Raw genomic sequence first — 13731 nt, forward strand, 5'->3', positions numbered from 1 at the left:
AGGTAGCTTTCTAATTTAAGTGTGATGTTGGATAACTTTGCTCTTTTTTGTTTCCTGTTGGCCAGCGGTCTGGGTAATCTATCGCCATGCTTAATGGTTTCAAAGGATTCATCATGAAGGGCAATGTCCTCGACCTTGCCGTCGCCGTCATCATCGGCGCTGCCTTCGGCCAGATCGTCAACGCTCTGGTTGAATCCGTCCTCATGCCCGCCATCTCCGGCATTGTGGGCTCTCCCAACTTCGACAATTTCGCGCTGGTCACCTTCAACGGCAACGACATCAAGTTCGGTGTCCTGCTGACCGCCATCGTCAACTTCCTGCTGATCGCAGCCGCTGTCTACTTCGCCATCGTCCTGCCGATGAACAAGATGATCGAGGCTCGCAACCGTCGCCTCGGCATCGACCCGGCCGCCGAGGAAGCCGATCCCAACACCCTGCTGCTCACTGAAATCCGCGACGCACTGGTCGCCGGTAAGGGCGGCACCGTGGACGGCCCCGGTTCCAAGACCCTGTAATTCTTTCCAACTATCCCGACTACTACTGAGGCCCCGCTTCCAGAAGGAAGCGGGGCCTCAGTAGTAAAGAAGCGAACCGGAACCGGATCAGCTCAGGCGAAGGTGCTGCTCCACGATCTTCACTAGTGCCTCGGCTTCATGTCGGGCCTGCTCGTGACTGGCGGCCTCGACCATGACGCGCACCACCGGTTCGGTACCGGACGGGCGCAATAGGACACGCCCTTCTCCGCCAAGGCGCTCCTCGGTCTCCGCCACTGCGGCGAGCACCTCGGGGTGAGTCTTGGCAGCGGCCTTGTCCACGTTGGCCACATTGATCATCGTCTGTGGCATGCGGGTCATGACGGAAGCCAATTCGGACAGCGGCATTCCGGTCTGCGCAACGCGTGAAGCCAACATCAGGCCGGTCAGCAGACCGTCACCGGTCGTGGCGTAATCGGCCATGATCACGTGACCCGACTGCTCGCCACCCAGGTTGTAACCGTTGGCGACCATGGATTCCAGGACGTACCGGTCACCCACCGCTGCTCGTTCCAGGCGGATGCCCTGCTCTTCGAGTGCCAGCTGCAGACCCAGGTTGCTCATGACCGTGGCCACCAGGGTGTCCTGGTTGAGCTTGCCTGCGTCCTTCATGGCCATTGCAAGGATGCACATGATCTGGTCGCCGTCCACCTCGGTACCGGTGTGGTCCACGGCCAGGCAGCGATCGGCGTCGCCGTCGTGGGCGATGCCGAGATCCGCGCCGTACTTGATGACCGCTTCCTTGAGTGGCCCCAGGTGGGTGGAGCCCACGCCGTCATTGATGTTGAGGCCGTCCGGCTGGGCGCCGATCACGTGAATATTGGCACCGGCGTCGCGGAAGGCATCCGGCGAGGAACCGGATGCCGCGCCGTGGGCACAGTCCAGAACCACCGTGAGACCGTCGAGACGCTGCGGAATCGCGCCGACCAGGTGCAGGATGTAGCGGTCCTCGGCGTCCGAGAGCCGGTTGATGCGGCCGACTTGAGCACCCGTGGGGCGCAGGAACTCGCGCTTCTCGTAGACTTCCTGGATTTTGTCCTCGATGGAGTCCGGCAGTTTCTTACCCCCGTGGGCAAGGAACTTGATGCCGTTGTCCGGAGCGGGGTTGTGGGATGCGGAGATCATGACACCGAAATCGGCGTCGATGTCCGCCACGAGGTACGCCGTGGCCGGAGTGGGAATCACCCCGGCGTCGTAGACGTCCACGCCGGAGCTCGCCAGACCGGCGGTGACCGCCGCCCCGATGAACTCGCCGCTCGCGCGACCGTCCCGTGCGACCACGGCTCGAGGTCGGACGCCGGGCTTGGCGTGCCCGTGGCCCAACACGATCGCGGCTGCTTGAGACAGCTCCATTGCAAGGTCAGCTGTGAGGAGGCCGTTCGCGAGTCCGCGAATGCCGTCCGTTCCAAAAATTCTAGACATCGCCTGTCATCCTACGACGTGCCACGCGAGAACCGCGAAGCGCATCGACTAGTCGTTGCCGGGTCGGACTACCGGAAACCCGTCCGGGTTGACTCCGTTGTCGTCCATGACGTCGTTGGAACCGCCCACGATCTTGGGGTCGGGCGTGCCCACTACGGAGTGGTCCTTATTCGGGTAGTCGAACTGGGACAGGACGTGGCGCATGGCTTCCAGGCGGGCGCGCTTCTTGTCGTTGGACTTGATCACGGTCCAGGGAGCGTCTCCGGTATCCGTGTAGAAGAACATGGCTTCCTTGGCCTCCGTGTAGTCATCCCACTTGTCCAGGGATGCCACGTCGGTCGGTGACAGCTTCCACTGACGCACGGGATCCGTACGACGAGCCTGGAAACGAGCCAACTGCTCGGCACGGGTCACCGAGAACCAGAACTTGATCAGGTGGGTGTCTGAGTTCACCAGCATGCGCTCGAACTCGGGGGCCTGACGCATGAATTCGTAATACTGCTGCGACGTGCAGTAACCCATCACGCGCTCCACGCCGGCACGGTTGTACCACGAACGGTCCATCAGCACGATTTCGCCACCGGAGGGCAGGTGCTTGATGTAACGCTGGAAGTACCACTGGGTCTGCTCGATGTCGGTGGGCTTCTCGAGCGCCACCACGCGAGCACCACGTGGGTTGAGGTGCTCGGTGAAGCGCTTGATCGAACCACCCTTGCCCGCGGCATCGCGGCCTTCAAAAATGATCAGCAGCTTCTGACCTGTTTCCTTGATCCAGAGCTGAAGTTTGAGGAGCTCGATCTGCAGAGCACGCTTGGTCTTCTCGTACTCCTTGCGGCTCATCTTCTCGTCGTACGGGTAGCCGCGCTTCCACGCATCGGAGCGGGACAGTCCGGCATCGTCGTGGAGCTTGCGGCCGAGTTCCGCAATCTCGTCCAGCTCAGCCGCGTAATCCTCGACCACGGAGATGCGGTGGTGCTCTTCCTGGTCGATCTCGCTCGTCACGACATCCTTTTCCTGGGCGAGTTCCTCAGCGACGGCCTTCTTGTCCTGGTCCTTCTTCGCCGAAGTCTTGCTCTGGTTCTGGTCCGCTTGCGTGCTCATCCGGGCCCTCTCGTGGATTCGGGTGCGGAGCCACTGTGCTCCGCGTCCCATTTTACGCCCCATTTGCTTCTTGTTCGGGTCGCGTTGGCCGGTTGCGCGGGCACGAGTCGCCGACGCCGCTCCCCCACCACGTACGCGCTAGGCCACTTGAGACGCGAAACCGCCATATGTGCCATTAGAACCTTGCCGCGCACATTGTGCGCCGTTAGAACCCTTCTACAGTTGCGCAAGGGCTCTACCGAAACATGAGATGCCTGCAAGGGCCCTAAAGGAACTTTAAACGCGGCCGAGCCCCGCACGTCGGACGATGCCAACGTGAGGGACCCCGGGTCCACGCCGTGTCCGACGTGTGGGCGCGTAGTTTTAGCGCTTGTGGAGCCAAGCCTTAAACGAAGCCGGGTCCCGCGCTTCGGCAAAACCGAAATGCGGGACCCGGTTCGTAAACGCTGGATTAGCGCTTGGAGTACTGCGGAGCCTTGCGGGCCTTCTTGAGGCCTGCCTTCTTGCGCTCGATGACGCGGGCGTCACGAGTCAGGAAGCCGGCCTTCTTGAGTGCCGGGCGGTTGTGCTCCAAGTCGATCTCGTTCAGTGCACGGGCGATGCCGAGACGCATGGCACCGGCCTGGCCCGAAGGGCCACCACCGGAGATGCGAGCGGTCACGTCGTAAGCGCCTTCGAGGTCCAGCAGACGGAATGGATCGTTCACTTCCTGCTGGTGGAGCTTGTTCGGGAAGTACTCGGCCAGTTCGCGGCCGTTGACGATCCACTTGCCGGACCCGGGGACCAGGCGCACGCGGGCGATGGCCTGCTTGCGACGGCCGACAGCCTGACCGGAAACGGTGAGGGGTGCGCGCTCGGAAGCGGGGGCACCACCTTCGACGGGGCCGGTGGATTCCGAGGTGTAGCTGCTCAGCTCCTCGGTGCCGTCAGCACCTTCGACAATCTCGGTAACTTCTACTTCTTCAGTATTCTGAGCCACGATTCTCCTTGTTGTGCTCTCGTTGGCCCGAATTACTGGGCGACCTGGGTGAATTCGTAGGGCTTGGGCTGCTGTGCCGAGTGCGGGTGCTCGGGGCCTGCGTAGACCTTCAGCTTGGAAAGCTGCTGAGCGGCCAGCTTGTTCTTGGGCAGCATGCCCTTGATGGCCTTTTCCACTGCACGGGTGGGGTTCTTTTCCAGCAACTCTGCGTAGTTGGTGGACTTGAGACCGCCCGGGTAACCGGAGTGGCGGTAGGCACGCTTCTGTTCCAGCTTGGCGCCGGTCAGTGCGACCTTTTCTGCGTTGATGATGATGACGAAATCGCCCATGTCCACGTGGGGAGCGAAGGTCGGCTTGTGCTTCCCGCGCAGCAGTGTTGCGGTCTGGCTGGCAAGACGACCCAGGACTACGTCGGTGGCGTCGATGACGTGCCACTGACGCTGGACGTCACCGGGCTTCGGAGTGTACGTACGCACGTTGATCTGCCTTCGTTTGTCTACTGATGACACGAGAGACCGTGTCGGGTTGTTTCGCTGTGCTTCGGGGCCAGGGTGAGAGCCTGGCGGCATCCGCGCTCCCGCAACCCGGTGCACCAATCGGTCTTGCGCTCTGCAACATGAGCAACCGCTATGGGTACACGTGACCGAGGCGGGCACGCACAACAGCAATCAATGTTACCGGAAGCTTCAAATCCGCGCCAATTAACGGATCCTCCGCTTTTCCACACACACGACGTCCGCCGACGGCGCGCTCCCACCTATCGCGGTCAGAATCCCGTGAGGGTCATCCAGAGCCGCAAAGATGAGTGCTCTTCTACCGAGACTACGCGTTCAACCAGTCGGTAACCAGGGGTTCAGTCCTCCGGACGCTTGGCCCGAGTCTGTTCCGCACGGGCGGCCAGTTCGTGATCCGCGGGGTACTCGACGGATTCCAGAACCAACCCGTGCGGGGGTGCGAGCAACACGCGAGCGTCGCGCACGCGCGCCTCCAACCGCTCCCCCAACCAGTCCTGTTCGTAGCGCCCCTGGCCCACCCGTGCTGCGGCGCCCACCACGGAGCGGACCATGTGGTGGCAGAATGCGTCCGCCTGCAGCCGCACCGTCACAAGACCCGAAGCATCCCGTTCCACCGACGCGGATTGCAGTTCGCGAATCGTCGTTGCGCCCTCCCGCGGCTTGCAGAAACTCAGGAAGTCGTTCAGCCCCAGTAGATCGGTCACTGCGGCATTCATGGCAGGGACGTCGAGCTCCTCATTGACCCACCACGCAAAACCACGCGTGAGCGGATCGTGGCCGCTGGCGGCGTCGGAGATGCGATAGGCATAGCTACGCGACAACGCCGAGAACCTAGCGTCGAAACCGGCGGGTGCCAGAGCGGCGTCGTGAATCACCACGGCACCGAGGGCTGGTTGAAGACCCAGAACCGACCGGTCCTTACCGAGCACTCGATTGAGCGCACCGTTCAACCTGCGCACCAGAGCCGCCCCGGGGGCAACCTCCGCGCCACGCGTCACCGTATCCCACGCATCGACCGGAACATCCACGTGAACGGTCTGACGGCGAGCATGCACACCCGTATCCGTGCGACCGGCCACCACGGTGCGCAACGGATGGCGCAGCACCAGCTCGAGCGCGGCCTCCACCGCTCCCTGCACCGTGGGCAGGGAAGGCTGCGCCGCCCACCCGCTGAACGGAGCGCCGTCGTAGGCCAAATCGATCCGCAGACGAACCAACTCACCCGACATGTTCATAACCTCCCGAAAAACGACGACGCCGCCGCAGGTTACCTGCGGCGGCGTCGATCAAGCAGCTACGTGCTTACTCAGAGATCTTCTGAGCGGCAGCGCCACCGGCCGGCTGGAAACCAGCGGCCTCTGCGTTGGCCGGGGAATCGAACCAGATCTCGGCGGTGGTACCGGAGTACCAGCGGGAGCCGGGAACGTGGTACTTCATGGAGTTCTTGTTGCCCTTGATGGAGAAGCCCACGGGGGCTTCGCCGGACTCCAACGGTGCGTGCGAACCCGCGAACTCAGCATCCTGGTTCTCGGCTGCGACCTCAGCTGCCTCTTCAAGGGTCTCGGGAGCCTGCTCTTCAGCGGGGATCTCCTGAGCCTTGACCTCTTCGGCAGTAGTGTCGGCCGGGGTGTCGACCGGAGCAGCCGGGGCTGCAGCAGCCTTCTCGGTGGCCTTCTCGGCCTCGGCAACGGTGGACTTGGAAGCAACGGGCTCCATGACCAGCTCGATGACGGCCATGGGGGCGTTGTCGCCCTTGCGGTTACCGATCTTGGTGATACGGGTGTAACCACCGTCGCGGCCGTCCATGGCCGGAGCAATGGCGGTGAACAGCTCGTGCACGACGGACTTGTCGTTGAGCTGACGCATCACACGGCGGCGAGAAGCCAGGTCACCGCGCTTGGCGAAGGTGATCAGACGCTCGGCCACCGGGCGAAGGCGCTTGGCCTTGGTCACCGTGGTGGTGATGCGCTTGTGCTCGAACAGCTGCTGAGACATGTTCGAGAGCATCATGCGCTCGTGGGTAGGCCCGCCGCCGAGACGGGGTCCCTTGGTAGGGGTAGGCATAGTAGGTCTCCTGGTGGTCGGTCTCTCGCGTGGCTAGCAGGCTGCCTCGTGAGAAACGGGAAAGTTGTAAGACTTCAGTCGAGGTCGACGTCGAACGGGTTGTTGTTCTCGTCCTCGTCCTCCAACGAAGCTGCGTGCGCGGCGAGGTCATAACCTGGCGGGGAGTCCTTGAGTGCCAGGCCGAGCTCCTGGAGCTTGGCCTTGACCTCGTCAATGGACTTGGCACCGAAGTTACGGATGTCCATCAGGTCTGCCTCAGAGCGTGCAACCAGTTCACCCACGCTGTGGATGCCCTCACGCTTCAAGCAGTTGTAGGAACGAACCGTCAGTTCGAGATCCTCGATGGGCAGAGCCATGTCAGCGGCAGCGGCAGCGTCCGTGGGAGACGGGCCGATCTCGATACCCTCAGCCGTGGTGTTGAGCTCGCGAGCCAGACCGAACAACTCGACCAGGGTGGTACCGGCGGAAGCAACGGCATCACGCGGGGTGATGGCTTCCTTGGTCTCCACGTCCAGGATGAGCTTGTCGAAGTCGGTGCGCTGCTCCACACGGGTGGCTTCCACGCGGAACGTCACCTTGAGCACCGGGGAGTAGATGGAGTCGACCGGAACGCGACCGATCTCGGCGTCCGCTGACTTGTTCTGCGAAGCAGAAACGTAGCCGCGGCCGCGCTCGATCGTCAGTTCGATCTCCAGCTGGCCCTTGGAATTCAGGGTGGCAATGTGCAGTTCCGGGTTGTGGACCTCGACACCGGCCGGAGCCGAGATGTCAGCGGCGGTCACTTCGCCGGGTCCCTGCTTACGCAGCCACGCGGTCACGGGCTCGTCCTCCTCGGAGGAGAGCGAGAGCTTCTTGATGTTCAAGATCAGCTCGGTGACGTCTTCCTTGACACCGTCCACGGTGGAGAACTCGTGCAGCACACCGTCAATGCGGATGCTGGTCACGGCGGCACCGGGGATGGAGGACAAGAGAGTGCGGCGCAGGGAGTTGCCGAGGGTGTAGCCGAAACCGGGCTCGAGCGGTTCGATCACGAACCGGGAGCGGTTATCAGCCACTACCTCTTCGGTGAGGGTGGGGCGCTGTGCGATGAGCACTGATGTTTCCTTTCAGCGTGCCTCCGCCATATGACGCACGCAGGTGGTGGAAAACAAGGGGTGAGGTGCGCGGAGATCAGGCGAGATCACCGCGTCGATGCGCGGGCACCGAACCCTGAGGGTTCGGTGCTCACGCTGCGCGCATCAAACGCGACGGCGCTTGGGGGGACGGCAACCATTGTGAGCGGACGGGGTGACGTCCTGAATGGAACCAACCTCGAGCCCGGTGGCCTGCAGTGCGCGGATAGCGGTTTCACGTCCGGAACCCGGTCCTTTGACGAACACGTCAACCTTGCGCATGCCGTGCTCCTGAGCACCCTTGGCTGCGGCCTCGGCGGCCTGCTGAGCGGCGAACGGGGTGGATTTACGGGATCCCTTGAAGCCCATGCCGCCGGCGGAAGCCCACGACAGAACGGCACCGGAGGGGTCGGTGATGGAAACGATGGTGTTGTTGAACGTGGACTTGATGTGGGCCTGGCCCTGAGTCACGTTCTTATTAACCTTGCGACGCGGCTTACGAGCAGCCGTCGCGCGAGTTTTCTGAGCCATGAATTCTCCTACAAAGATCTTCGACGTTGATCAGCCACCGGCTTGGGTGGCGACCACGATTACTTCTTCTTGCCGGCGACCGTGCGCTTGGGACCCTTGCGGGTACGTGCGTTGGTCTTGGTGCGCTGACCGTGGACCGGAAGGCCACGGCGGTGACGCACACCCTGGTAGCTGCCGATTTCGACCTTGCGGCGGATGTCGGCGGCAACCTCGCGGCGCAAATCGCCTTCGACCTTGTAGTTGCCTTCGATGTAGTCGCGCAGCTCGACGAGCTGAGCGTCGGTGAGATCCTTCACGCGCACGTCACCCGAGATGCCGGTGGCCTCAAGGGTTGCGAGTGCACGGGTACGACCCACGCCGTAGATGTAAGTCAGCGCAATTTCCAGCCGCTTTTCGCGGGGGAGGTCTACGCCTGCGAGACGAGCCATATTGGCGGTTCTCCTTGTACTGTCCGGAGGTCTTGAACACTGCGTCCCGAACAAGATGTTGCGTTCAGTCTCCGGCCTCCGTGCCGGGGGTTGCCGCACCGTGCGGTGCTAGCTGCAGTGTCCGTTCTGTCAATCCACTTGCGTGGGCGGGAGCGCTCCCGTCAGCCCTGGCGCTGCTTGTGCCTGGGGTTCGAGCAGATCACCATGACTCGGCCATTACGGCGAATCACCTTGCAGTTGTCGCAGATCTGCTTGACGCTCGGTTGGACCTTCATCGCATTCCTTCGCGTACTAGTGGTGGTGAATAACGCAGCAAACACCCCGCAGATCACAACGATCCGCGCGGTGCGTGGTGCCGCGAATTTCTACTTGTAGCGGTAGACGATCCGGCCTCGGGTTAGGTCATACGGGCTCAGCTCCACCACGACCCGGTCCTCAGGAAGGATTCGGATGTAGTGTTGGCGCATTTTCCCAGAGATGTGGGCAAGCACCTTGTGACCGTTGTTCAGCTCAACACGGAACGACGCGTTGGGCAGAGCCTCGACCACAGTGCCTTCGATCTCGATGACTCCGTCTTTCTTGGCCATATCCTCCGCTAACTTTTCGAGGGGTCCGGTTATCTATCCGGACGGTTTACAGGACTCTCTCCGCTGATTGCCGACAGCCACAATGCGCCCCTGCAGCGTGAGCTCGGGGTGGATTTGTGGACGGGCAGGGCTCAGCGGCGCGAGCACAGACAACCAACGCAATACTTTACGCGGTTGAGACTTGATATGCAATCCGGTAACGGGTAGTGAGTCACCTGCGACCTTCGCGGCGGGTCGATCCGGGGCGACGACGCCGCCGCGGGTCTAGACGTCCGCGGCCAGCTGGCCGCACGCGCCGTCGATGTCGGAACCGCGTGTATCACGCACCGTGGTGGGAATTCCGTGGGCGCGCAGACGCTCCACGAAGTTCTGCTCGACTCCAGGACGCGAGGCCGTCCACTTGGACCCCGGGGTGGGATTGAGCGGGATGGGGTTAACGTGCACCCAACCGGCACCGCGCTTGTTGAGCTTCTCCCCCAGCAAATCCGCACGCCAGCCTTGATCGTTCATGTCACGGATCAGGGCGTACTCGATTGATACACGGCGCCCGGTGGCGTCGTAGTACTCGCGGGCGGCATCCAGCGCCTCATCCACCTTCCACCGATTGTTGACCGGGATCAGTTCGTCGCGCAGTTCGTCGTCCGGGGCGTGCAGGGACAGCGCCAGGGTGATGGGCAACTTCTCCTGCGTGAACTTCCGCATCCCGGGCACCAGACCCACAGTGGACATGGTCAACCCGCGCGCGGAAAGTCCCAGACCCTCCGGTGACGGATCGATCAGGCGGTGTACCGCGCCCATGGTGGCCTTGTAGTTGGCGAGGGCCTCCCCCATGCCCATGAACACGATGTTCGACACGCGCAGCGGTGCTTCCTCTGCAGGACCCACCACACCGTCACGCAGACCTCGGATGCCCTGGACAACTTGGTCCACGATCTCCGCGGCGGAGAGGTTACGAGTCAGACCTGCCTGACCGGTCGCGCAGAACGGGCAGTTCATGCCACAACCTGCCTGGGATGAGATGCACATGGTCACGCGCTTGCTGTATCGCATGAGCACGGACTCGACCATGGCGCCGTCGAACAGCCGATGGACGGACTTGACCGTCATGCCCTGGTCCGCCTTGAGGTTCTTGACCGTGGTCAATAGTGGCGGCATGGCCGCGGCAACCAGTTCCTCGCGTTGTCCAGCCGGCAGGTCGGTCATCTTGTCCGGATCGGTTTCGAACCGTTCGAAGTAGTGCTTGGACAATTGCGCCGCTCGGAACGCCGGGTAGCCGGCGTCCTGCAGCATCTTCTTGCGCCCGGCCAGATCCAGGTCGGCCAGGTGCTGCGGGGGTTTACCCCGGCGAGCGGGTTTGAATACCAGCTGCCCGGGTTTAGGTCGTTCGGTGATCTCTACGTCGGTGGCCATGTCAGGTCCTTTCGCTCGTGCGTACCGCGCGTGCGGTTCAGGATGCGGCTATCGGGACGGGATGTACGCCCAGGGGTTCGAGTTCGGATGCGCCGCCGTCTTCAGCGGTGAGGACCCACAGGCCCTTGGAGTGCAGGCACACGCTGTGTTCCCACTGGCTCGCGTTGGCGCCGTCCACGGTCACCACGGTCCAGTCGTCGTCCAGGATCTTGGTCTCGATTCCGCCGCGCACCAGCATCGGTTCAATAGCCAGTGCCATGCCCGGGACGAGCCGGGGTCCGCGGTTGCGCACGGCGTAATTGGGAACGTCCGGGGCCATGTGCATGGCGGTGCCGATGCCGTGGCCCACGTAGTCCTCGAGGATCCCCAACCGCTGTTCGACCAATCCGTGGACGTAATCCTCCACAGCCTGACCGATGTCACCCACGTGAGTGCCGGTGGCCATGGCCGCGATGCCGCGCCACATCGCCGCGCGGGTCACCTTGGACAGCTCGACGTCCGCCGGGTCGTGGTGCTCCCCCACCAGGACAGTGCGAGCCGAGTCACCGTGCCAACCATCCACGATGGCACCGCCGTCGATGGAAACAATGTCCCCATCGAGCAACACCTGGTCCCCCGGGATTCCGTGAACAACGCGGTCGTTGACGGATACGCACACCGTGGCCGGATAACCGTAGTAGCCCAGGAAGTTGGACTCGGCATTGTTGGCCGCCAGGACGTCCCGGAAAGCTTGATCCACATCAGCGGTGGTGGCCCCGGGAACGGCAGCGGCCACGGCGGCGTCGAGCGCGCGCGAGGTCACCACCCCGGCTCGCGACATGAGCGCAAGCTGGGCATCGGACTTCAGTTCTACCTTGCGGCGACCAAACACGGTGCGCGCTTCCCTTCGTAGTGGTGAGTTCTATCAACGGCTAAGCCCTCGGAACGCGCTGTATGGCGCCGTTCCGAGGGCTCACACCCAAATTCTTATCTCAGCGAGATCGCATTTCAGCTGGCCAGCGCCGCCATGATGCGCTCGGTGACCTGATCGATGTCGCCCAGGCCGTCGACCTCGGTGACAATGCCGCGCTTCTCGTACACGCCAACGACCGGCGCGGTCTGCTGGTCATACACGTCCAGGCGGTGCCGAATGACGTCTTCCGTGTCATCGGTGCGGCCCTGATCCTGCGCGCGGCCGAGCAAGCGCTTGACGAGCTCGTCGTTGTCAGCGGTCAGCAGCAGCACGACATCCAGGTGAGTGCCATTGGCCTCGAGGATGCTGTCCAGCTCCTCGACCTGGGCCACGGTGCGCGGGTAACCGTCCAGCAGGAACCCGTTGTTCACGTCATCCTGTGCCAAACGGTCCCGCACCATGGAATTGGTCACGGAGTCCGGCACCAGATTGCCCGCGTCCGTGTACCGCTGCGCTTCCTTGCCGAGTTCGGTCTGCTCTTTGATATTGGCTCGGAAAATGTCCCCGGTGGAGATCGCAGGAACGTTCAACCGTTCACAAATGCGAGCCGCCTGAGTGCCCTTGCCAGCGCCTGGCGGTCCGATGATCAACAAACGGGTCATGGTTTCTCCTTGCACGAACTTCTCTGGTCCCCCACCACTTTACTGGCAACAGCCCGGCAGCGGGGCGGATCGTACGGATCCGCGGGACTTGGTGGACAACTACTTACGCAGCAACCCCTCGTAGTGACGCTGCTGCAGCTGCGCGTCGATCTGCTTCACGGTGTCCAAACCCACGCCCACCATGATCAGCAGCGAAGGACCACCGAACGGGAAGTTCTGGTTGGCGTCGAACAACACCAGAGCGATGAGCGGGATCATGGACACGATGCCCAGGTAGAGAGCACCCGGGAGCGTAATGCGGGACAGCACGTAGCGCAGGTAGTTCTCCGTGGGCCGGCCCGCGCGAATTCCGGGGATGAAGCCGCCGTATCGCTTCATGTTGTTGGAGACCTCTTCCGGATTGAACGTGATGGACACGTAGAAGTACGTGAACGCCACGATCATCAGGAAGTACGTGACCATGTAGACCGGGTGGTCACCGGATGTCAGGTACGTGTTGATCCAATTGACCCAACCGGGCACCGGAGAGCCGTCATTCGGCATCCCGAACTGCGCGATCATGGACGGCAGCATGAGCATGGATGAGGCGAAGATGATGGGGATCACGCCGGCCATGTTGACCTTGAGTGGGATGTAGGTGCTGGTGCCGCCAATGGTTCGACGACCCACCATGCGCTTGGCGTACTGCACCGGGATGCGACGCTGCGACTGCTCCACGAACACGACGCACGTGATGACCACGAGTCCCACGGCGCACACGGCCAGGAACAGGCCCCAGCCGCGGGTGCGAAGGATGTCGCCCAGTGCGGACGGGAAGGTTGCGGCGATCGAGGTGAAGATCAGCAAGGACATGCCGTTGCCGACACCGCGGTCGGTGATGCGTTCGCCCAGCCACATGATCAGCGTGGTGCCGGCGGTCATCGTAAGAATCATGATGACCAGGATCATCAGGGAATCGTTCGGGATGATCGGCAAGGGGCAGTCACCCAACAGCGCGCCGGATCGAGCCAGCGAGACCACGGTGGTCGCGTTGAGCGCGGCCAGCCCAATGGTCAGATAACGAGTGTACTGAGTGAGTTTGGTCTGCCCCTGGGCACCCTCTTCGTGGAGTTCCTGGAACCGGGGAATCACCACGCGCAACAGCTGCACGATGATGCTCGCCGTGATGTACGGCATCACACCGAGCGCAAAAATGGACAACTGCAACAGTGCGCCACCGCTGAACAGGTTGACCAAGTCGTACACGCCACCGGTCGTGTTACCCAGTGCTAGACACTGCTGTACGTTGCCGTAGTCCACGCCAGGCGCAGGAATGAAAGTGCCCAACCGGTAGATCACGATGATCCCGAGGGTGAACAGCAGCTTGTTGCGCAGTTCCGGCGTTGTGAACGCCCGTGCGAAAGCACTGAGCACAGGTCCTCCTCCAAAAACTTCAGTGTTGGCCCGGCCGGTCCCGACCCCGGGCAAGTCTAGCGAAGGATGTTGCGCGCACACG

Annotated in this window: 16 protein-coding genes; 1 reads left to right on the forward strand and 15 read right to left on the reverse strand. The window is 62.6% G+C overall.

The window, feature by feature from the left end:
• The first annotated feature begins 86 nt into the window (after window positions 1-86).
• Window positions 87-515, forward strand: a complete 429-nt coding sequence (gene mscL, locus RF638_RS05660) for a large conductance mechanosensitive channel protein MscL (RefSeq protein WP_259917262.1) — start codon at window positions 87-89, stop codon at window positions 513-515.
• 87 nt (window positions 516-602) lie between these two features.
• On the opposite strand, the gene glmM is transcribed toward mscL, so the two are convergent.
• From glmM to secY, 15 genes are all read right to left on the reverse strand, one after another.
• Window positions 603-1955 carry a phosphoglucosamine mutase gene (gene glmM, locus RF638_RS05665; RefSeq protein WP_095796601.1) on the reverse strand — a complete coding sequence of 451 codons (1353 nt, stop codon included), beginning with the start codon at window positions 1953-1955 and terminating at the stop codon, window positions 603-605.
• Between the two features lie 48 nt (window positions 1956-2003).
• On the reverse strand, window positions 2004-3056 hold the full coding sequence (gene ppk2, locus RF638_RS05670) for a polyphosphate kinase 2 (protein ID WP_202976221.1): 1053 nt from the start codon (window positions 3054-3056) through the stop codon (window positions 2004-2006).
• A gap of 451 nt (window positions 3057-3507) precedes the next feature.
• Entirely contained in the window at window positions 3508-4035 is a 528-nt protein-coding gene (gene rpsI / locus RF638_RS05675) for a 30S ribosomal protein S9 (protein ID WP_016997081.1), read from the reverse strand.
• Between the two features lie 32 nt (window positions 4036-4067).
• On the reverse strand, window positions 4068-4511 hold the full coding sequence (rplM, locus tag RF638_RS05680) for a 50S ribosomal protein L13 (protein ID WP_016997080.1): 444 nt from the start codon (window positions 4509-4511) through the stop codon (window positions 4068-4070).
• 377 nt (window positions 4512-4888) lie between these two features.
• Window positions 4889-5785 carry a tRNA pseudouridine synthase A gene (locus tag RF638_RS05685; RefSeq protein WP_315280244.1) on the reverse strand — a complete coding sequence of 299 codons (897 nt, stop codon included), beginning with the start codon at window positions 5783-5785 and terminating at the stop codon, window positions 4889-4891.
• A gap of 67 nt (window positions 5786-5852) precedes the next feature.
• Window positions 5853-6614, reverse strand: a complete 762-nt coding sequence (gene rplQ, locus RF638_RS05690) for a 50S ribosomal protein L17 (RefSeq protein ID WP_368841577.1) — start codon at window positions 6612-6614, stop codon at window positions 5853-5855.
• Between the two features lie 74 nt (window positions 6615-6688).
• Window positions 6689-7708 carry a DNA-directed RNA polymerase subunit alpha gene (locus RF638_RS05695; RefSeq protein WP_095796598.1) on the reverse strand — a complete coding sequence of 340 codons (1020 nt, stop codon included), beginning with the start codon at window positions 7706-7708 and terminating at the stop codon, window positions 6689-6691.
• Window positions 7709-7852: 144 nt separating this feature from the next.
• Window positions 7853-8257: a 30S ribosomal protein S11 gene (gene rpsK / locus RF638_RS05700; protein WP_012397714.1), complete on the reverse strand. Its 405-nt coding sequence runs from the start codon at window positions 8255-8257 to the stop codon at window positions 7853-7855.
• A 59-nt stretch (window positions 8258-8316) separates the two neighbouring features.
• Entirely contained in the window at window positions 8317-8685 is a 369-nt protein-coding gene (gene rpsM / locus RF638_RS05705; protein ID WP_095796597.1) for a 30S ribosomal protein S13, read from the reverse strand.
• A 161-nt stretch (window positions 8686-8846) separates the two neighbouring features.
• Window positions 8847-8960, reverse strand: a complete 114-nt coding sequence (gene rpmJ, locus RF638_RS05710; protein ID WP_016997073.1) for a 50S ribosomal protein L36 — start codon at window positions 8958-8960, stop codon at window positions 8847-8849.
• Between the two features lie 90 nt (window positions 8961-9050).
• Complete coding sequence (infA, locus tag RF638_RS05715; RefSeq protein WP_016997072.1) at window positions 9051-9272, reverse strand: translation initiation factor IF-1; 222 nt, start codon at window positions 9270-9272, stop codon at window positions 9051-9053.
• 264 nt (window positions 9273-9536) lie between these two features.
• Window positions 9537-10682 carry a 23S rRNA (adenine(2503)-C(2))-methyltransferase RlmN gene (rlmN, locus tag RF638_RS05720; protein ID WP_095796596.1) on the reverse strand — a complete coding sequence of 382 codons (1146 nt, stop codon included), beginning with the start codon at window positions 10680-10682 and terminating at the stop codon, window positions 9537-9539.
• A 37-nt stretch (window positions 10683-10719) separates the two neighbouring features.
• Window positions 10720-11553 carry a type I methionyl aminopeptidase gene (gene map / locus RF638_RS05725; protein WP_259917274.1) on the reverse strand — a complete coding sequence of 278 codons (834 nt, stop codon included), beginning with the start codon at window positions 11551-11553 and terminating at the stop codon, window positions 10720-10722.
• Window positions 11554-11669: 116 nt separating this feature from the next.
• Window positions 11670-12236 (reverse strand): adenylate kinase, encoded by a 567-nt coding sequence (locus tag RF638_RS05730; protein WP_095796594.1) that lies wholly within the window; start codon window positions 12234-12236, stop codon window positions 11670-11672.
• Between the two features lie 99 nt (window positions 12237-12335).
• Complete coding sequence (gene secY, locus RF638_RS05735; RefSeq protein ID WP_095796593.1) at window positions 12336-13649, reverse strand: preprotein translocase subunit SecY; 1314 nt, start codon at window positions 13647-13649, stop codon at window positions 12336-12338.
• Between the last annotated feature and the right edge of the window lie 82 nt (window positions 13650-13731).

Origin of the sequence: Kocuria sp. CPCC 205235, from assembly GCF_040980905.1 — a bacterium.
In the GTDB taxonomy this organism is placed as follows: Bacteria; Actinomycetota; Actinomycetes; order Actinomycetales; family Micrococcaceae; genus Kocuria; species Kocuria carniphila.

Excerpts from the sequence above, each read along its gene's own strand:
- mscL (WP_259917262.1), top strand. The coding sequence starts at position 87 with ATGCTTAATGGTTTCAAAGGATTCATCATGAAGGGCAATGTCCTCGAC.
- glmM (WP_095796601.1), bottom strand. The coding sequence starts at position 1,955 with ATGTCTAGAATTTTTGGAACGGACGGCATTCGCGGACTCGCGAACGGC.
- ppk2 (WP_202976221.1), bottom strand. The coding sequence starts at position 3,056 with ATGAGCACGCAAGCGGACCAGAACCAGAGCAAGACTTCGGCGAAGAAG.
- RF638_RS05685 (WP_315280244.1), bottom strand. The coding sequence starts at position 5,785 with ATGAACATGTCGGGTGAGTTGGTTCGTCTGCGGATCGATTTGGCCTAC.
- rplQ (WP_368841577.1), bottom strand. The coding sequence starts at position 6,614 with ATGCCTACCCCTACCAAGGGACCCCGTCTCGGCGGCGGGCCTACCCAC.
- rpsK (WP_012397714.1), bottom strand. The coding sequence starts at position 8,257 with ATGGCTCAGAAAACTCGCGCGACGGCTGCTCGTAAGCCGCGTCGCAAG.
- rpsM (WP_095796597.1), bottom strand. The coding sequence starts at position 8,685 with ATGGCTCGTCTCGCAGGCGTAGACCTCCCCCGCGAAAAGCGGCTGGAA.
- rpmJ (WP_016997073.1), bottom strand. The coding sequence starts at position 8,960 with ATGAAGGTCCAACCGAGCGTCAAGCAGATCTGCGACAACTGCAAGGTG.
- infA (WP_016997072.1), bottom strand. The coding sequence starts at position 9,272 with ATGGCCAAGAAAGACGGAGTCATCGAGATCGAAGGCACTGTGGTCGAG.
- rlmN (WP_095796596.1), bottom strand. The coding sequence starts at position 10,682 with ATGGCCACCGACGTAGAGATCACCGAACGACCTAAACCCGGGCAGCTG.
- RF638_RS05730 (WP_095796594.1), bottom strand. The coding sequence starts at position 12,236 with ATGACCCGTTTGTTGATCATCGGACCGCCAGGCGCTGGCAAGGGCACT.